The 18392-nt window shown below is 58.1% G+C and carries 22 protein-coding genes; 12 read left to right on the top strand and 10 right to left on the bottom strand.

Going from position 1 to position 18392, the window contains the following annotated elements:
- The first annotated feature begins 40 nt into the window (after positions 1 to 40).
- From ACR0KG_RS04170 to ACR0KG_RS04140, 7 genes are all read left to right on the top strand, one after another.
- Complete coding sequence (locus ACR0KG_RS04170; RefSeq protein ID WP_480549967.1) at positions 41 to 616, top strand: LabA-like NYN domain-containing protein; 576 nt, start codon at positions 41 to 43, stop codon at positions 614 to 616.
- Positions 617 to 806: 190 nt separating this feature from the next.
- Positions 807 to 1757 carry a 4-hydroxy-3-methylbut-2-enyl diphosphate reductase gene (ispH, locus tag ACR0KG_RS04165; protein WP_480826564.1) on the top strand — a complete coding sequence of 317 codons (951 nt, stop codon included), beginning with the start codon at positions 807 to 809 and terminating at the stop codon, positions 1755 to 1757.
- Entirely contained in the window at positions 1754 to 2206 is a 453-nt protein-coding gene (locus ACR0KG_RS04160) for a DUF3429 domain-containing protein (protein ID WP_480549969.1), read from the top strand. Before ispH ends, ACR0KG_RS04160 begins: the two co-directional genes overlap by 4 nt.
- Entirely contained in the window at positions 2203 to 2796 is a 594-nt protein-coding gene (locus ACR0KG_RS04155) for a class I SAM-dependent DNA methyltransferase (protein ID WP_480549971.1), read from the top strand. The genes ACR0KG_RS04160 and ACR0KG_RS04155 overlap by 4 nt, the downstream gene beginning before the upstream one ends.
- Complete coding sequence (gene rnhA / locus ACR0KG_RS04150) at positions 2789 to 3256, top strand: ribonuclease HI (protein WP_480544985.1); 468 nt, start codon at positions 2789 to 2791, stop codon at positions 3254 to 3256. The genes ACR0KG_RS04155 and rnhA overlap by 8 nt, the downstream gene beginning before the upstream one ends.
- Complete coding sequence (locus ACR0KG_RS04145) at positions 3253 to 3876, top strand: trimeric intracellular cation channel family protein (protein WP_480826563.1); 624 nt, start codon at positions 3253 to 3255, stop codon at positions 3874 to 3876. Before rnhA ends, ACR0KG_RS04145 begins: the two co-directional genes overlap by 4 nt.
- 65 nt (positions 3877 to 3941) lie before the next feature.
- A complete protein-coding gene (locus ACR0KG_RS04140) occupies positions 3942 to 4538 on the top strand; it encodes a COG3904 family protein (RefSeq protein ID WP_480826562.1) in 597 nt (198 codons plus the stop codon).
- A 46-nt stretch (positions 4539 to 4584) separates the two neighbouring features.
- Here ACR0KG_RS04140 and ACR0KG_RS04135 read toward each other — a convergent pair whose 3' ends face one another.
- Genes ACR0KG_RS04135 through def (ACR0KG_RS04115) form a run of 5 tightly spaced genes read right to left on the bottom strand, consistent with a single transcriptional unit; the run spans position 4585 to position 6993 of the window.
- Complete coding sequence (locus ACR0KG_RS04135; protein ID WP_170531376.1) at positions 4585 to 4821, bottom strand: GlsB/YeaQ/YmgE family stress response membrane protein; 237 nt, start codon at positions 4819 to 4821, stop codon at positions 4585 to 4587.
- A gap of 1 nt (position 4822) precedes the next feature.
- On the bottom strand, positions 4823 to 5059 hold the full coding sequence (locus ACR0KG_RS04130; protein WP_170531378.1) for a hypothetical protein: 237 nt from the start codon (positions 5057 to 5059) through the stop codon (positions 4823 to 4825).
- Between the two features lie 7 nt (positions 5060 to 5066).
- Positions 5067 to 5981, bottom strand: coding sequence for a methionyl-tRNA formyltransferase (gene fmt, locus ACR0KG_RS04125; protein ID WP_480549977.1), 915 nt, complete (start codon positions 5979 to 5981; stop codon positions 5067 to 5069).
- 2 nt (positions 5982 to 5983) lie between these two features.
- Positions 5984 to 6478, bottom strand: a complete 495-nt coding sequence (def, locus tag ACR0KG_RS04120; RefSeq protein ID WP_480826561.1) for a peptide deformylase — start codon at positions 6476 to 6478, stop codon at positions 5984 to 5986.
- Positions 6475 to 6993 carry a peptide deformylase gene (gene def / locus ACR0KG_RS04115; RefSeq protein ID WP_480826559.1) on the bottom strand — a complete coding sequence of 173 codons (519 nt, stop codon included), beginning with the start codon at positions 6991 to 6993 and terminating at the stop codon, positions 6475 to 6477. Before def (ACR0KG_RS04115) ends, def (ACR0KG_RS04120) begins: the two co-directional genes overlap by 4 nt.
- Before the next feature lie 97 nt (positions 6994 to 7090).
- Here def (ACR0KG_RS04115) and ACR0KG_RS04110 point away from each other — a divergent pair, with 97 nt between their 5' ends.
- Positions 7091 to 8263 carry a MalY/PatB family protein gene (locus ACR0KG_RS04110; RefSeq protein ID WP_480826558.1) on the top strand — a complete coding sequence of 391 codons (1173 nt, stop codon included), beginning with the start codon at positions 7091 to 7093 and terminating at the stop codon, positions 8261 to 8263.
- 78 nt (positions 8264 to 8341) lie between these two features.
- Here ACR0KG_RS04110 and ACR0KG_RS04105 read toward each other — a convergent pair whose 3' ends face one another.
- The gene (locus ACR0KG_RS04105; protein ID WP_170531387.1) at positions 8342 to 8695 is read right to left on the bottom strand and encodes a hypothetical protein; all 354 of its coding nucleotides are present in this window, start codon (positions 8693 to 8695) and stop codon (positions 8342 to 8344) included.
- 215 nt (positions 8696 to 8910) lie between these two features.
- Between ACR0KG_RS04105 and ACR0KG_RS04100 the strand changes: the two genes are divergently transcribed.
- Positions 8911 to 9900 carry a glutathione S-transferase family protein gene (locus tag ACR0KG_RS04100; RefSeq protein WP_480544976.1) on the top strand — a complete coding sequence of 330 codons (990 nt, stop codon included), beginning with the start codon at positions 8911 to 8913 and terminating at the stop codon, positions 9898 to 9900.
- On the opposite strand, the gene ACR0KG_RS04095 is transcribed toward ACR0KG_RS04100, so the two are convergent.
- Complete coding sequence (locus ACR0KG_RS04095; RefSeq protein ID WP_170531391.1) at positions 9882 to 10244, bottom strand: response regulator; 363 nt, start codon at positions 10242 to 10244, stop codon at positions 9882 to 9884. The genes ACR0KG_RS04100 and ACR0KG_RS04095 overlap by 19 nt on opposite strands.
- 183 nt (positions 10245 to 10427) lie before the next feature.
- On the opposite strand from ACR0KG_RS04095, the gene cobD reads away from it, so the two are divergent.
- From cobD to ACR0KG_RS04080, 3 genes are read left to right on the top strand one after another with little or no spacing between them, the layout of a single operon-like run.
- Positions 10428 to 11387 (top strand): threonine-phosphate decarboxylase CobD, encoded by a 960-nt coding sequence (gene cobD, locus ACR0KG_RS04090; RefSeq protein WP_480826557.1) that lies wholly within the window; start codon positions 10428 to 10430, stop codon positions 11385 to 11387.
- Entirely contained in the window at positions 11384 to 12304 is a 921-nt protein-coding gene (cbiB, locus tag ACR0KG_RS04085) for an adenosylcobinamide-phosphate synthase CbiB (protein WP_480826556.1), read from the top strand. The genes cobD and cbiB overlap by 4 nt, the downstream gene beginning before the upstream one ends.
- 10 nt (positions 12305 to 12314) lie before the next feature.
- Complete coding sequence (locus tag ACR0KG_RS04080) at positions 12315 to 13478, top strand: lytic murein transglycosylase (RefSeq protein ID WP_480826555.1); 1164 nt, start codon at positions 12315 to 12317, stop codon at positions 13476 to 13478.
- A 10-nt stretch (positions 13479 to 13488) separates the two neighbouring features.
- On the opposite strand, the gene ACR0KG_RS04075 is transcribed toward ACR0KG_RS04080, so the two are convergent.
- The 3 genes from ACR0KG_RS04075 to ACR0KG_RS04065 all read right to left on the bottom strand — a co-directional run bounded on the left by ACR0KG_RS04075 (position 13489) and on the right by ACR0KG_RS04065 (position 18277).
- On the bottom strand, positions 13489 to 14286 hold the full coding sequence (locus ACR0KG_RS04075) for a class II glutamine amidotransferase (protein ID WP_480544971.1): 798 nt from the start codon (positions 14284 to 14286) through the stop codon (positions 13489 to 13491).
- Positions 14287 to 14417: 131 nt separating this feature from the next.
- The gene (locus ACR0KG_RS04070) at positions 14418 to 14768 is read right to left on the bottom strand and encodes a hypothetical protein (RefSeq protein WP_480544970.1); all 351 of its coding nucleotides are present in this window, start codon (positions 14766 to 14768) and stop codon (positions 14418 to 14420) included.
- Positions 14769 to 14821: 53 nt separating this feature from the next.
- Positions 14822 to 18277 carry a chromosome segregation SMC family protein gene (locus tag ACR0KG_RS04065; protein WP_480826554.1) on the bottom strand — a complete coding sequence of 1152 codons (3456 nt, stop codon included), beginning with the start codon at positions 18275 to 18277 and terminating at the stop codon, positions 14822 to 14824.
- Positions 18278 to 18392 lie beyond the last annotated feature (115 nt).

Raw genomic sequence — 18392 nt, 5'->3', positions numbered from 1 at the left:
CATCACTCACCGCGCTGTATTATACCGGAAGGGACTATTTATGTTTTATAAAGACGAACGGCTAGCGCTGTTCATCGACGGCTCCAATCTTTATGCGGCCGCCAAAGCGCTTGGATTTGATATCGACTACAAGCTGCTGCGACAGGAATTCATGCGCAGAGGTAAACTGCTTCGGGCTTTCTATTACACAGCGCTTCTGGAAAATGATGAGTATTCTCCGATCCGTCCGCTTGTAGACTGGCTGCATTATAACGGCTTCACCATGGTGACCAAGCCGGCCAAGGAATACACCGACAGCATGGGGCGTCGGAAGGTCAAGGGAAACATGGATATCGAGCTTACCGTCGATGCGATGGAACTGGCACCGCGGGTTGATCATATCGTGCTGTTCTCGGGCGATGGGGATTTCCGCCCACTGATTGCCAGCCTGCAACGACAGGGCGTGCGCGTTTCGGTGGTCTCAACCATCCGCAGCCAACCGCCGATGATCTCGGACGAGCTCCGCCGCCAGGCCGACAACTTTATCGAACTGGAAGACCTACGCGATGTAATCGGGCGGCCCCCGCGCGAAATGCCGGCTGAACCCCGCAGCGTCGCAGTCGCTAGCGGAACTTGATCGAAATTTGGCCCCAAAGGGCCAAGAAGGTTGCGCGGCCAGGGCTCACTGATCTGGCCGCGCTTCATTAACTATAGCTTGGTGCTCAAACACCGGCTGGCTAACACCGATTCATGTCAGATGGATGACAGATCTGGCGGCTGGACCAATGCCGGGAAAAGACTTACCTGTGCCGTAAGGAGACACCGACATGACCAAGCCACCGCTGACATTGTATCTGGCTGCCCCCCGCGGATTTTGCGCAGGCGTAGACCGAGCCATCAAGATCGTTGAAATGGCACTGGAGAAGTGGGGAGCGCCTGTCTACGTGCGCCACGAAATCGTTCACAACAAGTTTGTCGTCGACGGGTTACGCGACAAAGGTGCTGTGTTTGTAGCCGAGCTGAACGAATGCCCCGATGATCGCCCTGTGATCTTCTCGGCTCATGGCGTTCCAAAATCTGTCCCGGCTGAGGCATCCAGGCGCGAGATGCTGTTTGTAGATGCGACCTGCCCGCTGGTGTCAAAGGTGCATATCGAGGCGCAACGCCATTTCGATGCCGGTCTGCAGATGGTGATGATCGGCCATAAAGGACACCCGGAAACGATTGGCACCATGGGGCAATTGCCCGAAGGCGAAGTGCTGTTGGTCGAAACGGTCGAAGATGTCGCTGATATCGAGGTACGAGACCCGGACAAGCTGGCGTTTGTGACCCAGACCACCCTGTCGATTGACGACACGAAAGACGTGATTGCAGCCCTGCAGGACCGCTTTCCAGCCATCGTAGGGCCGCAAAAGGAAGACATCTGCTACGCCACCACAAACCGGCAAGAAGCTGTCAAAGCCGTCGCCCCAAAGTCAGACGCCTTGCTGGTAGTCGGTGCACCAAACTCGTCAAACTCGAAACGTCTGGTCGAGGTCGCCTCACGCGCCGGATGCAGCTATGCGCAGCTGGTTCAGCGCGCACCCGATATCGACTGGCGCGCCCTTGAGGGTATTGCCAGCGTGGCCATCACAGCCGGCGCCTCGGCCCCCGAGCAACTGGTGAACGAGGTCGTCGACGCTTTCCGTGAACGGTATAACGTGACAGTTGAACTGGCTGAAAACGCCGTGGAAAACGTGGAATTCAAAGTGCCCCGTGTGCTTAGGCAGCCGGCATGAATGGCGTGCCCAAGGCCGCGCTGTACTTGGGTCTGGCGGGGTTGATTCCGTTTATCTGGGGCGCATTGACCTATCTGAACAGCGATCTGAACGCTTGGGGTTCACGGCAGTTTGGCGCGCGTTTCGTAGGGCCATATATCCAGCTGTTTTACGGCTCGGTCATTCTGAGTTTCATGTCGGGGGTGCTTTGGGGTTTTGCAACCAAAGCATCAGGTAGCCGAGCAACAGTGGGGTATACCCTGTCTGTTCTGCCTGCGCTCTGGGCCTTCTTCATGACAGGTGGCGGGCCTGTGAATGCAGGCAACAATCTGATTGCTGGCTTTGCGGGGCTTTTGGTCTTGGATGCCATCTTTTGGTACTGGGGTTTGGCCCCCAACTGGTGGATGCGACTGCGCATTCTGCTAACCTTGATTGTACTGCTTTGCCTAGCAGTTGGAGTTTACCTGTGAGCAACCGCAACACCATATCCGTCTATGACGCTCAGGCGACGCGCTACGCCGAGCTGACGAATGAAGACAATAAGGGCGATCCTCAATTAGGTCGGTTCATCCAAGCAGTGCCCGCCGGTGGCAAAGTGCTGGATTTCGGGTGTGGACCGGGCGCATCCTCTGCAATCATGGCCAAGGCCGGATTACAAGTCGACGCAATGGATGCATCGGAAGAAATGGTGAAACTGGCCTCGGAACACCCCGGTGTATCGGCCAGACAAGCCACGTTTTCCGACCTTACAGTCGTGGGCATCTATGATGGCATCTGGGCCAATTTTAGCCTGCTGCATGCCACGCGGGCAGAATTTCCCAAACACCTGAGCGCTATTCACCGCGCACTGAAACCCGGTGGTGCGTTCTTTATCGCCATGAAACTGGGCGAAGGTGACGGGCCTGACCGTTTGGGTCGATATTACAGTTACTACTCCGAGGACGAATTGAAGACTTATCTGGAAGATGCCGGCTTCACCATCACGAACCGAAGACGAGGCAGCGGTACTGGACTTGACGGCTCGGTCTCGGAATACATCGCACTGGCCGCCCATGCCTGAACTGTTCGCCTACACGGACGGAGCCTGCTCTGGCAATCCCGGCCCCGGTGGTTGGGGCGTGCTGCTGCGCGCGATCGAGGGTGAGAAGGTCCTGAAAGAGCGCGAGTTAAACGGTGGCGAGGCCGAGACAACGAATAACCGCATGGAATTGCTGGCCGCAATCAGCGCCTTGGAAACGCTAGAACGCGCATCCCGTATCACCATCGTGACCGACAGCGCCTATGTAAAAAACGGCGTCACCGGCTGGATTTTCGGGTGGAAGCGTAACGGGTGGAAAACGTCGAACAAAAAGCCCGTCAAGAATGTCGACCTGTGGCAACGTCTGGATACCGCGCAAGAACGCCATGATGTGACCTGGGAATGGGTCAAAGGCCATGCGGGTCATCCCGAAAATGAAAAAGCCGATGAACTGGCCCGCGCCGGCATGGCCCCGTTCAAACCCAAAAAGGCGCAGGCGTGAACGGGCTTGCACTGCTCGACTATGCCTCGGTCCTGATCTTTGCATTGACCGGCGCGCTGGTTGCAAGCCGCGCGCAGCTTGACCTTGTGGGGTTTGCATTTATGGCCTGCCTGACGGCAGTGGGAGGTGGCACCGTTCGGGACCTTCTGCTGGATCGACATCCTGTCTTTTGGGTTGGTCAGCCGGATTACATCCTGATCGCAGTCAGCGCCGCCGTTCTGGTGTTTTTCACCGCTCATCTGGTTGAAAGCAGATATAGCTGGCTGGTCTGGCTGGACAGTTTCGCCCTATCCATCGCCGTTGCTGCCGGAACAGGTGCCGCGCTTTCATTGGGCCAATCCGGGATCATCGTGGTGTTGATGGGAGTTACAACCGGATGTCTAGGCGGCCTGATGCGCGATGTGGTTTGCAATGAGGTGCCTCTGGTACTGAAACAGGGTGAACTCTATGTCTCCTGCGCCTTAGCAGGCGCATTGAGCGCGGTTTTGGCCACCAAATTCGGGCTAGAGGGCCTGCTGGCTCTTGGGTTATGTGCTCTTGTTTGCTGGGTTCTCAGAGCTGGCTCTTTGCTGTTTGGCTGGCAACTACCGGTTTACAAGGCCCGTCCACCGCGACAATAAGCTCGATACCTACGCACCATCTTTGGGCTGTTTGCAGTCTGCTAGACTTTGGAGGTCAAAGACTGATGAAAGCATATGCGATTTTGACGAGCCTGACCGTCCTGACCGCCTGCGCCGAGCAATACACGCCTGTCAGCTTTGTCTCCCAAGGGGATCAGATCATTGCCGCAGGTACCATTGATCACACCACGCTGGATGCGTTTGAAGAGGTGATTGCGCAGAATCCTCAAGCCAAAACGCTGGTGTTGCAGCAAATCGAAGGATCGGTCGATGACGATGCGAATGTCATCTTCAGCCGCGTTGTTCATGAGAGCGGGATGACTACGGTTGTGCCCTCTGATGGGCTGGTCGCATCGGGCGGGACCGATCTTTTTCTGGCCGGGAACTCCCGTGTTCTGCAACCTGGCGCGTGCGTCGGTGTCCACAGCTGGAGCGGTGGGGGATTGGTTGCGACAGAGTTGCCAGAGGATGACGCCGAACATGACCGCTATCTCGACTACTTCGAAGATATCGGCGTGGACGAAGACTTCTACTGGTTCACGCTCGAAGCTGCCCCGGCTGAAGACATGCACTGGATGACCGCGGCCGAAGCGAACCGGTTCGATATGACCAGTCTCACCGCAACTCGTCTGAGCTCAGCAACAGTTTGCGACGAACGCTAAGACGCGCATTGCATTTGCTCGGACAGCATAGGGCCAAAGAAGCTCGCTATCGACGACGAATTGCCTGCCAAATCCAGATCACCAGCAACGCCCCGAGTACAGCCCCCACAAATCCAGATAACCAGCCCATCATCGTCGCCAGGGCCCGCAGAAGGAAACCACCAACCAGCGCTCCTACAATGCCAATCAACATCGTCGTAGGGATATCGGATTCGATCCGCATCAAACGAGTGGCCAGAAAGCCCGCAGCAGCACCGATGATGATCAGGGCGATAACGGGCATGTCACTTCCTCCAATGGGTCGGGACGATGATCAGCGCGCCGATAGAGGACAAAACCGCATCCAACCCCGGAGGTCCAAAGCTGATGCCGAACATGATGCGCACAAAGTAGAACAGAAACGCCCCACCCACGCAGATTATGATGGATTGCAAATAGCCATTATGGGTAAAGCCTGTTTTCTCGGACAGGTATCCAACGATCCCGGCGATCACCACAGTACCCATCAAGACCATGAACATGAATGCGCTACTCCGATGCCAATCGCGTGCCCGGCGGGATCGGCCAGCCCCGCAGGAAGGTTTCCCGATCCTGCGCACCTTTGCCTGCCCTTTGCAAGCGCAGCAGCTCGACCGCGCATTGGCCGCAGGCCACGTGCAGATCATCGTTCAGAACCTCACCGGGCGCGCCCTGCCCCTCTGCCAAACGTGAGGCCAGCAACTTGATCCGCTCTCCATCGATCTCGGTCCATGCACCGGGAAATGGAGAAAGGCCGCGTATCTGGCGATCAACCTCGGCAGCGCTGCGTGACCAGTCGATCCGAGCCTCGGCCTTGTCGATCTTCGAGGCATAGGTGACGCCTTCATCGGGTTGCGGCTCGGGCGTCAGATTAGACAGGCGGTTCAGCGCCTGAACGATCAGCGCCGCACCCATGACTGACAGGCGGTCGTGCAACTGGGCCGTTGTCTCTTCGGTCTGGATCGGTGTTGCTTGCCGCAACAGGACGGGGCCTGTATCCAGCCCAGCCTCCATCTGCATGATACAGACGCCGGTTTCTGCATCCCCCGACATGATCGCACGATGTATCGGGGCCGCCCCGCGCCAGCGCGGCAATAGGCTGGCATGGATGTTCAAACAGCCCTGCGCAGGCGCATCCAGAATGGCTTGTGGCAGGATTAGCCCATAAGCGACCACAACCGCCACATCTGCATTCAGTGCCGCAAAAGCGGACTGTTCTTCGGCTGATTTCAGAGACACCGGATGACGTACCACCAGGCCCAGCGCCTCGGCGCGTGCATGAACTGGCGTCGGGCGATCTTTCTTGCCGCGGCCCGCCGGACGTGGCGGCTGGCAATAAACGGCGGCAATCTCATGTCCGGCCTCAACCAGCGCATCCAGAACCGGGACCGAGAAATCGGGCGTACCCATGAAAACGACGCGCATCGTTACCCCTGTTTCCTGGCTTTGCGCAGAAGCATGTCGCGTTTGACCTTGCTAAGCCGGTCGAAATACATCTTGCCGTTCAGATGATCGATTTGGTGCTGCACGCTGGTGGCTTCGATCCCCACGAAATCGCGGCGGTCGATCATCCCGTTTTCATTCAGGAACTTGACCGTTACAGCACGCGGGCGTTTCACCTTGGCCGACACACCTGGCAGGTTGGGACTGGCCTCATCATGCTCACGCATCTCGATTGAACTGTGCAGGATTTCCGGGTTTGCCAAACGCACCGCCCGTCCCCGTTCAGTCGAGCCGTCAACAACCGCCAAGCGCAGCATCACACCGATCTGCGTGGCGGCAAGGCCAACGCCTGGCATCGCCTCCATCGTGTCGATCATATCGTCCCAGATTGCGCGGATTTCATCCGTGATCTCGGCAACGTCTTCGGCCTTGGTGCGCAGGCGCTTGTCGGGCCAGGGCAGGCAAGTTCGAACGCTCATGCCCGCGCCTTTTCGCGCTTTAGCTTCTGCATCTTGCGCGTGATCATCTGCCGTTTCAGAGGCTTGAGGTAGTCGATAAACAGTTTGCCATCCAGATGATCAATCTCATGCTGCACACAGGTCGCCCAGAGCCCATCGAAGGTTTCTTGCTGCAGGTTGCCGTTCCGATCCATCCAGGCGACATCCACAACCTTGGGGCGCGTCACCTCGGCATATTGTTCGGGAATCGACAGACAGCCCTCTTCATAGACATTGGTCTTATCGGAGGAGGCAATGATCTCGGGGTTGAACATGATCAACGGGCGTGGGGCCTCGCCCTCTTCCTTGACACAATCCAGTACGATCAGCCGATCCAAAACACCGATCTGCGGCGCGGCCAAGCCAATACCTGGCGCGTCATACATCGTCTCGAGCATATCATCAGCCAGCTTGCGCAAATCGTCCGTCAGGTCAGCCACCGGCGCGCAGACCTTTTTCAGACGGGGATCAGGGTGAATTAGAATAGTGCGTTTCATGGGGCTGATTTAGGGCATCGTGCGCGCCGCCGCAACGCCCCCCTTGCGCATGCTGCAATTCCCGATAGCTTGCGAAACGATCATACAGGAGACACACATGAGCTTTGACGACCTCATCAACCGCCACGGCACCCATTGCGCCAAATGGGACATGATGGAGCCGGTTTACGGCGTGCCAGCCGATGACGGCCTGGCGATGTGGGTCGCCGACACTGACTTTCGCGCACCGCCACCTGTGCTGAACAAGATGCGCGAGCTGCTGGATCATGGCGTTTTTGGCTATGTAAACCTCGATCAACCCTATAAGGACGCGATCCGCTGGTGGATGCGCACCCGTCACGACTGGGTGGTCGATGCCGATGCGATCTTTACGACCACCGGTCTGGTCAACGGGGTTGGCATGTGCCTGGACACCTTTACCAAACCGGGTGACGGGATCGTATTGTTCACCCCGGTCTATCACGCCTTTGCCAAAGTCATCCGCAATGCCGGGCGCGAAGTCGTTGAATGCGAGATGATCAATACCGATGGACGGTATGAGATGGATTTCGACGCCTATGACGAACAGATGACCGGTCGCGAGAAGATGGTTATCCTGTGCTCGCCACACAATCCCGGTGGGCGCGTCTGGAGTCAGGACGAGCTGCAAGCCGTTGCCGATTTCGCCAAGCGTCATGACCTGCTGATCCTGTCGGATGAGATTCACCACGATCTGGTCTTTCCGGGTCACACTCACATCCCGATGCAGAACGCGGCCCCTGAGATTTCCGACCGTTTGTTGATGCTGACTGCGCCGTCAAAGACGTTCAACATCGCGGGGCTGCACACCGGTCAAGTGATCATCCCCGATCCCGAATTGCGCGGCAAATTCGCCAAACGTATGGCTGCCTTGTCGCTTGCACCCAACTCGGTCGGCCAGTTTGCAACGGCGGCCGCGTATTCAGCAGAAGGCGCTGCTTGGGTGGACGAACAGGTCGCGTATATCGAAACGAACCGCCAGGTGTTCGACGCGGCCATCGCTGACATCCCCGGCCTTCGGTCAATGCCGCTGGAGGCCACTTACCTTGCCTGGGTTGATTTCTCGGGAACCGGGATGGAGCGTGCCGAATTCACCAACCGTGTCGAACAGACCGCCAAAATCGCGGTGAACCACGGCACAACTTTTGGAACCGGCGGCGAAAACTTCCTGCGCTTCAACCTGGGAACCCAGCGCGCGCGGATCGAGGACGCCTGTGCGCGGTTGAAAAAGGCTTTCTCGGATTTGCAGTAAGCGATCTGCTTTTGCATAAAAAACAAAGCCGGGCGAACTTCTTTACGGAGCACCCGGCTTCGATCCAGCCTTAAGGCCCTAGTCCTCGTGCCCCAACAACGCGATTGGCGCGTCCGGCGCACGGTAGAAATCGAGCGGTGCCTTATCATGCGCCGCTGTGCTGCGCTTGAACTCGTATCGCATCTCGCCGCCTTCATCCTCATCCGCGATGATCAGGCACTGGTACAGATGGTTCGCCCCGTCGTAGATATCGACCAGCCCGCGCAGGCGTGGCGTGGTGGCAGCCTCAACCGTGAACCCATCTTTCCACAATTTCAGAATTTTGTAGGTATTGTCGCCCATCTCAACCCGCAAACGGCTGGATTTTTTCAGGGCAGCGATTCGAGCGGCATCTAATTCGGCGCGAATCTCCTTGGAAACATAAGTACTCATCAAACTATTCCCCCTCTTGTATCCATTATTGTGGGCACGCGAGCGTAAAAATCCAGTGAACTTCGTCACATACACCAGACCGGGTGGCAAAATGTTGCGCAGCCATCGCAGGCCTGACTGTGCAAAGGCGCAGGCCAGATGCGCATATGCTGATGTGGCATGGCTATCTCTGCACTCCTATCTTTGCTGCAGACACAAAATGCGGAGGATGACCAATGGGTTTGCTAGTCGATGGGACATGGCACGATACCTGGTACGATACTAAGTCCACCGGCGGGGCGTTCAAACGCAGCGCCGCGCAATTTCGCAACTGGCTAACGGCTGATGGTAGCGCTGGACCATCTGGTAAGGCCGGGTTCAAGGCGGAACCGGATCGCTATCACCTCTATGTCTCTCACGCCTGCCCTTGGGCACATCGCACATTGATCTTCCGCGAACTCAAAGGGCTGCGTGATCTGATCCCCGTCTCAGTCGTGCATCCGGACATGCTGGACAAAGGTTGGACGTTCGAAACGGACAATCACGGCGCAACGGGCGATGACCTCTATGACCTCGATTTCGCCCATCAGATCTATAGCAAGGCCGATCCCGCCTATTCCGGTCGCGTTACCGTGCCGATCCTTTGGGACAAACAACAAGAGACAATCGTGTCGAACGAAAGCTCGGAAATCATCCGCATGTTCAACACGGCTTTCGACGGGATCACCGGCAACACAGATGATTATTGGCCCGAAGAGATGCGCGCTCAGATCGAAGAGGTCAACGCTCGCATCTATTCTGACGTCAACAATGGCGTCTACAAATCTGGCTTTGCCACCTCGCAAGAGGCTTACGATGCCGCCGTAGGTCCGTTGTTCGACACACTGGATTGGCTCGAAGACCGCCTAAGCCGAAATCGCTATTTGATGGGGGATCGCGTGACCGAGGCGGACTGGCGCTTATTCACAACCCTGATCCGGTTCGATCCGGTCTATCACTTGCATTTCAAGTGCAACAAGCGCCGGCTGGTCGATTACCCGAACCTTTGGGCCTACACCCGCGAGCTATATCAATGGCCCGGAGTCGCACAGACGGTGAATATGAACCACATCGTGCGGCACTATCATTATAGCCACGACAGCATCAATCCGCACCGGATCATCCCGGTGAACCCGGTGCTGGACTACATGGAACCGCATGGCCGCGATCAGCGACCTGCTGCGTAGTGTTCAACCATCGCCGCCAGATCCTCTGGCGGCGTGCCACTTTGCACATAGGCACAGGCATTGGGGCTATGGGCAAAGATCGAACCATCTGAGAAGAACGTTGTGTTGGTAACAAAGATCACCCGCGCCTCGGGGCGACGATAGCTGGCAAAGTCAGCCACAGCCAAGGCACTGCCGCTTTCCAGCACCAGATCCAGCACGATAATGTCAAACGCAGTGCTATAGAGCGCGAGGATCGCAGCCTCTTGCCCCGTGACCAGTTCAACATCTGCACCTTGTCTTTCAAGATGTCTTTTCCAGACCCGACCAAGGTCGGGGTTACTCTCAACAATCAGAACTTTCATTTGCAACAACCTCGGCACTTGGTATGGTGAGTGGTGCCGACCCCCGTGGTCTGTGATCCCGTTATTTCCTTAACAAAGTGTTAACGACACCAGCGACACGCGCTGATCACGCGGATTTGCTTGTCAAAACGGCAAAAATCCGCTTGAAGCAACGCGAATTCGGCGGTTGAGGCTTGAGGCGCGATGACTGAAAACATGTTGAATCCGCGCACCGAACGCGACCATGGCGGCGGGCTGGATCAGGCGATCAAGCACTATGGCGGCACCCGAAGCGATTGGATAGACCTGTCGACCGGTGTCAACCCACACCCCTATGACCTGCCAGCCTTCCAACCCGAAGACTGGGCCCAATTGCCCGATCATGGCGCTTTTGAACGGCTCTGTGAGGCAGCGCGGGGTTTTTGGAATGTGCCCGAAACTGCACATATACTGCCTGCCCCCGGCGCATCCGCTGTGATTGCACGCCTACCCGCGCTTGCGCCCGTTGGGCGGGTGCAAATCACGACGCCTACCTATAACGAACATGCTGCTGCCTTTGCCGTGCAAGGCTGGCAAGTTCAAGAATACGGGTCGGCCGATGCGCGCGTTCTGGTGCACCCGAACAACCCAGACGGACGCCTCTGGCGTGAAGAGGATGCCAATGCGCCCTTGACCGTGATTGATGAAAGCTTCTGCGACGTGAGCCCAGAGGCGTCTCTGATCCAGTTATCCGCCCGCCGAGGTGTCGTTGTACTAAAGAGCTTTGGCAAATTCTGGGGCCTGGCTGGGCTGCGGTTGGGCTTTGCGATCGGTCAGCCTGACATGATCTCTCGGCTGAACGACCTGACCGGTCCTTGGGCGGTATCCGGACCAGCGTTGCGAACGGGAACCGCCGCTTTGCAAGACAGGAACTGGGCCGAAGAGACGCGCGCGAAACTGGCAACCAACGCCGATCGTCTGGACACTTTGCTACTGGACAGCGGCGCGCAGCTGGTCGGCGGCACCACGCTGTTTCGTCTTTACAAGGTCGACAACGCACGAGGTTGGCGGGACCGTCTGGCCAGCGCACACATCTGGAGCCGCATCTTCCCCTATTCCGACACCTATCTGCGCCTTGGACTGCCCCCATCAGACGGGTGGAGCCGGCTGGAAAACGCGTTATGAGCACGGCCTTTGTGCTGGCTTGCGCCATGCTGCTGGACGCGGCACTGGGCGAACCCGATTGGCTCTGGTCCCGCGTGCGTCACCCTGCGGTGATCATGGGGAAAGCGGTTGGCACGCTTGATAAGACCCTGAACCAAGAGCCATATCAACGCTTGAAGGGCGTAGGTGCTTTGATCCTACTGATCGGCCTAGCTGGCCTGTTGGGCTGGGCGCTGACCTTACTTGGCCTGGTTGCCGAAGGGGTCATCTGCGCCATCCTTCTGGCTCAGAACTCACTGGTTTCACATGTGCGAGCGGTTGCAGAAGGGCTGCGTCAATCGGTGGAAGCAGGTCGAGCCAAGGTTGCCATGATCGTATCCCGCGATACGACGGATATGACAGAGGCTCAGATCGCGCGCTCCGCCATCGAAAGCGCGGCGGAGAACCTGAGCGACGGGGTCATCGCGCCAGCCTTCTGGTTCCTGATTGGTGGATTGCCTGGGCTGTTGATCTACAAGGTCGTCAACACCGCCGACAGCATGATCGGCTACCGCACGGAAAAGCACCGCGCATTCGGATGGGCCTCGGCCCGGTTCGACGATCTGCTGAACCTGATCCCGGCACGGCTGACCTGTCTGATGATCATCGCTCTATCGGGCCAATGGTCCCGCTGGTCCGAGATCATCGCAGATGCGCGCCGCCATATCTCGCCCAACGCGGGATGGCCTGAGGCTGCAATGGCGCGGGCCCTGAACATCGCATTGGCTGGGCCGCGCAGCTATGATGGACAGCTCCGCGATCTGGCCTGGGTAAACGGAAACGCCGAGCGCGAGATCGGAGCTGAGGAGATTTTCCGCGCATGTACCATCTTGTGGCAGGTCTGGGGGCTTGCACTCGGCCTTCTGTCAGTGTGGGTTGGGATCACGTTTATTTTCTGAAGGACATCCGATGCGTTTGTTGCCCTCTTTGTTCGTCGCCGCCCTGTTTGCGGCACCTGCCTTTGCCCAATGCGGTGGCGGTTTCAACCAGTTCGTAAACGGGCTGAAATCCGAAGCCGCGCAAAAGGGCTTTGATCAGGCCACGGTGAATGCCTTCCTTCAAGGCGTCCAACAGGACCCAGCGGTGCTACGCGCTGACCGGGCTCAGGGGGTGTTTCAGAAACCTTTCATCGATTTTTCCCGCCGCCTGATTTCGCAAAACCGGATCGACCGAGGGCAATCCATGTCGCGCAAATACGACGCGGTGTTTGACCGGATCGAGCGCGAATACGGCGTTTCACGGGGCGTTTTGCTGGCCTTCTGGGCGTTCGAAACCGACTACGGCGCGGTTCAGGGTGATTTCAACACCCGCAACGCGCTGGTCACCCTGGCCCATGATTGTCGTCGCCCCGATTTGTTCCGACCACAGGTTTTTGCGGCCATCGAGCTGTTCAGCCAAGGCAATTTCGACCCGAACCGCACCACCGGGGCCTGGGCCGGTGAAATCGGCATGGTGCAAATGCTGCCGCAAGACATTCTGGACAATGGCGTCGACGGCGATGGCGATGGCAAGGTTTCCCTAAAAACATCGGCCCCCGATGCGTTGGTGTCCGGTGGCAAGATGCTGTCACATCTGGGCTGGCAACCGGGCCAGCCCTGGCTGCAAGAGGTGATAGTGCCTGCCCAGATGGATTGGTCTTTGTCTGGCCCTGGCAAATCACGTTCAATCGCGGATTGGCAGGCAATGGGCGTTCAGGCGCGCAGCGGGTCTCTGGCCAGCCTGCCCGCATCGCTGATCCTGCCACAGGGGCACAAAGGGCCTGCCTTCCTCGCCTATCCGAATTTCGACGTCTACTTCGAGTGGAATCAGAGCTTTGTCTATGTGCTGACCGCCGCCTATTTCGGCACCCGACTTGAAGGCGGTCAAATCTATGACGCAGGCAACCCTCCTGCGGGATTATCGGGTGCGCAGATGAAACAGCTGCAAACCAAATTGCAGGCCAAAGGCTATGACGTCGGCAAGATCGACGGCATTCTGGGTGCGGGTACACGCGCCGCGGTACAGGCTGAACAAAAGCGGTTGGGGCTACCTGCGGATGCTTGGCCAACCGCAGACCTACTGAACCGGCTGTGACAGGGCAGCCTTAGGCAACCTCGACCTGATCCAAAGCCTCGAACGGCCTGAACGAGTGTGCCCTGACCAAGGACCCCTCGGTTTCAATCGCCGTATTGGGTTGGATTTCGATCCAACCCTCATTGTTTCCATCCAGCGGCTCGGATGAGATGATGATGCCGTCCGTGCAGGTTCGGTAGTGCAGACTGGGCGCGTATTTGTCGGACGCATAGCGCGCTGCGTATACGCGTTCGCCATCTGACCAGCATGCCGCGAACCTCATGTACGGCAATACTCTTTGCTGACTGGATACCTGTTCCACCCGCGCAACGGCGCGTGCCATCGCACCAATCGGATCCGTTTCCAGCCCTTCACCATGCGCGATCAAGAAAATGGCTTCGCTTTCTGTGGCCCCAAACCGCTGCCCGTATAGATGCGCCGGAATCATCGCATCCAGTTCCTGCCGTATCAGATCATGCCCGCCCGCCTGACCATTATGCATAAAGCTCCAGTGATCAACGCCAAAGGGATGGCAATTATTCCGGGATGTGGCTGTGCCGGTAGAGGCTCGCACGTGGGCCAGAAAAAGTCGCGACTGCGTGTGATGTGCCAGTTGTTTCAGGTTGGCGTCCGACCAGGCCGGATTTGTGTCTTTGTAAAAGCAAGGCATCTTTCGGTCTGAATACCAAGCAAGGCCAAACCCATCCGCATTGATCGGTGTCTTTCCGATCAGGGCATTGCGGCTTTGGATGACAAGAGATTGCTCTTGCTCCAGCACCAGTTCATCAAGATATCGCTGCTTGCCGACCCAAGCCAAAAACCGACACATCTAATCACTTTCTTCACCATTCGAGTCGAGGGAAGACTATCAAAGCAGTACGCAGATTTTTTTCGGTTTTGCCTTACGAATTTCCTCTTCTTTCGATCAAATGATCTTCCAAGAAGACAAAAGCGGGTCAATTAATTCGGTCGCACCGGATATCGATCGCCTTTTTGATCAATCAGGATCAATCGCTCGCCATTGCGCACATACAGATCACACCGGTCAAACCCATTGCGGTAGGCGATGCAGACACTGCCATCTTCAGCGATGGAGTATGTCCCAAAGGCCGCGTCGCCGCTGGAATAGGTGTAGGAATACGCCCCACCTGCCGAAAATCTGGCCTGACCGTCATCATAGAATGTCAGTGTTTGGCCTGCCAAAGCATCCAATTCGTCAGAGGACAAAGGAATGTCACCAGATTTAGTGGGCCAATCAGCGGCAAAGATCGGGCTGGCAGCGATGAGGGCGGGGATCAGAATGCGTTTCATAGACCAAAGTTAGCGCGATAATCCCGACATGATCGTAACGATCCGGTGAGGGGTCAGGCGACCATCTGCTCGGCCTTCTTCAGATCGACCGAGACCAGCTGGCTGACGCCTTGTTCCTGCATGGTCACACCAAACAACCGGTCCATCCGCGCCATGGTCACTGCGTGGTGGGTGATGATCAGGAATCGCGTGTCAGTCTGGCGGCACATCTCGTCCAACAAATCGCAGAACCGCGTCACGTTGGCATCATCCAACGGCGCGTCAACCTCGTCCAGAACACAGATCGGAGCAGGGTTGGCCAGGAAGACGCCAAAGATCAGCGCGGTCGCGGTCAGCGTCTGCTCGCCACCCGACAGCAAGCTGAGGGTCGAGAGTTTCTTGCCCGGTGGCTGGCACATGATCTCAAGGCCTGCATCCAGCGGGTCGTCGCTTTCGACCATAACCAGATTGGCCTCACCGCCGCCGAACAGATGCTTGAACAGCATTGCGAAGTTTGAATTCACCTGTTCGAACGCAGTCAACAGACGCTCGCGCCCTTCACGGTTCAGGCTGGCGATACCACTGCGCAGGGCCTTGATCGCCTCTTCCAGATCAGCCTTTTCAGTGTTGAGCGTGTCGAACTCTTCCTGAACCTCTTTGCTGTCCTCTTCGGCCCGCAGGTTCACAGCGCCCATCGCATCGCGCTGGCGCTTGTGGCGGTTAACCTCTGCCTCCAGTGCATCGGCGGCAGGCATCTGATCAGGGTTCACATCCAGCTGGTTCAATAATTGGTTTGGGGTCAACTGCTGATCTTCCGCGATCCGCTCTGCCGCCGCGACGACGCTTTCCTTGGCCGCATCACAGCGCGCTTCGGCCGCCGCTCGGATTTCGCGCGCTTCCGAGGCTAGTCGCTCCGCCTCGCGCTCGGCCATCACAACCTCGCGCTGCTGGGTTTCGGCAGTGGCCAGCTTGTCGGCAGCTTCAGCCCGGCGGGCCTCGGCGGTTTCGATCAGAGTGTTCAACTCGGCACGCGCCTCGGCGATTTCACTCGGCGCGGCGGTAGCCTCCGTCAGTTCTAGCTCAGAGCTTTCCTTGCGCTCAGCCAATTCGGAAATGCGTTTCTCGGCCGTTTCCAGGCGATGCCGCCATCCGCTAAGGTCCTTGGTGACCTCCTGCGAGCGCCGTGTCCGGGCGTCGCCTTCGCGGCGAAGTTCATCATGGGAAGAACGATGAGTCAGCATGGTAATGCGCGCCGCTTCGACCGTCTGTTTGATATCTTCAACCTGCGCCCGCGCACTATCAAGATCACCCAACCCTGTCAGGGCACCTTCGGCCTCGCGCAGTTGCGCGCGGGCAGCCATGGCGTCCTCTTTGTGGCGATCCACAGCCAATGTCAGGGTCTCAAGCTTGCCCTGCGCCAGATTGCGGTCTGCCTCTGCCCGGCTGAGCTGTCGGGCGGTTTCGGCCATACGCTGATCGGCTGCCCGGCGTGCCTCTCGTGCGCGGCGGTCAGCTTCAGTCACCTCTGCGAGTTGTTTTGACAGGGCCTCATGTGCCGCGCGCGCGCCATCGGCTTGTGCTTCGATCCGCGCAAGCTCTTGCTTAAGCGCTTCCAGCTTGTTCAGCTGTTCCAACCGCAAGGCCGCCGCGCTTGGGGCATCCTCAGCCCAGGCCCGGAACCCGTCCCAACGCCACAAATCGCCCGACCGAGAAACCAACCGCTGGCCCGGTTTCAACTGGGTCTGCAAACGCGCGCCCTGATCTGCATCCACCAGCCCGATCTGAGCGATCCGTCGGCTCAACCGATCCGGGCCGTTGATATGCAAGGCCAAAGGTTCGGCCCCTTCGGGCAAAGGTTGGTCGCTGTCATAGCCCGCCATCGGAACCCAGCCGGATGGCCCGTCGCCTTCGACCAGCGGCGCGCGCAAATCGTCGGCCAGTGCAGCGCCCAAAGCCTTCTCATAACCCGGTGCCACCCGAAGCATGTCCAACACTTGACCACCCTCAGCGGTATCGCGTTCGACCAGCTTGGCCAGCGCCATGGTTTCAGCGCGGATTGCACCCAACTCGCCTTCGGCCTCGGACCGTTGCGCCCGCGCTTCGGCCTCACGCGCCTGCGTTTCCGAGCGCTTCTCATCCGCTGCCGTCAACGCCTGTTCGGCCGCATCCGCTGCCACACGGGCCTCTTCCTCACCGACCTGCGCCGTTGCAAAAGCGTCACTGGCGCGGGTCAGGGCCTGTTTGGCATCGTCCACTGCGGCGCGGGCTTTGTCCTCTTCACCCTCCGAACGAGCCAAGGTTTTCCGGCTGTCCTCGACCAGACGCTGCGCCGATTGGTGACGGGCCACCAGCCGGGCCATATCTTCTGTTTCCTGCGACAAGTGATCTTCGCGCTGTTGCAAAACGGTGGCAGCTTCGCGGGCAATCTCAGCAGCTTGAGACACTTTGTCATCGTAACCTTCGGCGGCTTTGGCAAGCTCGCGAGCCTCCCATTCCAGCCGCTCGATCATCTCGCCCGCGTCACGATTCAGGCCGGATTCGCGTTCGATATCGTTGCCCAGCTGCTTAATCCGGTTAGTCAGTGTCTCAATCGTCTGACGCGCGCGCGTTTCCTGATCGGACAATTGATCGCGCTGAACCTGCTGGCGTTGCAGTACCGCAGCCGCAATAGCCTCTTCTTCGCGCAGAGGCGGCAGCGTATCTTCGATCTGGGCCCGCTTGACCCCGGCTTCACGGGCGGCGGCTTCGGCGCGTGAGGCTTCGGTGATCCGCTCGCGCAGCTTCTCTTCTGCCGACTGGCGCGCCATGTCAGCCTCTTTCCAACGGCGATACAGCAGCATGCCTTCGGCCTGGCGCAGCAACTCTCCAATCTCGCGATAGCGTGCTGCCTGCCGAGCTTGACGCGCCAACTGCGCCAGTTGGCCGCCCAACTGTTCCAGTACGTCATCGACGCGGGTCAGGTTGGCCTCGGTGCCTTTCAGCTTCAACTCGGCCTCGTGACGCCGTTGATAAAGGCCCGAGATCCCGGCGGCCTCTTCCAGAATCCGACGACGCGCACGGGGTTTGGCGTTAATTAGCTCGGCAATGCGGTTCTGCCCCACCAGCGCTGGCGAATGCGCACCAGTTGAGGCATCCGCAAAAAGCATCTGCACATCGCGCGCCCGTACATCTTTGCCATTGGTCTTGTAGGCGCTGCCCACATCGCGGGTGATGCGGCGCACAATCTCAAGCTGATCGCTTTCATTGAATCCCGACGGCGCGAGGCGTTCTGAATTGTCCATAGTCAGGACAACCTCGGCAAAATTGCGTGCAGGCCGGGTAGCCGCCCCGGCAAAGATCACATCTTCCATAGCGCCGCCGCGCATCGACTTGGGACGGTTTTCGCCCATTACCCAACGCAAAGCTTCGAGAAGATTGGATTTGCCGCAACCATTCGGACCCACGACCCCGGTTAACCCGTCCGCGATGATCAGATCGGTCGGGTCAACGAAGCTTTTGAAGCCGGTCAGTTTGAGTTTGCTAAAGCGCAATGGCTGCTCTTTGGATGATTCCTATGGATAAGAAGTCTGCGCAACGGATCACAGAGGTGTCAACGTGAATGCGCAGGATATGGCATATTGCGGCAAGTTATCCACAATATCTTGC

The organism is Ruegeria sp. H4 (assembly GCF_056533065.1).
This window is presented reverse-complemented; position numbering and strand designations above follow the sequence as displayed.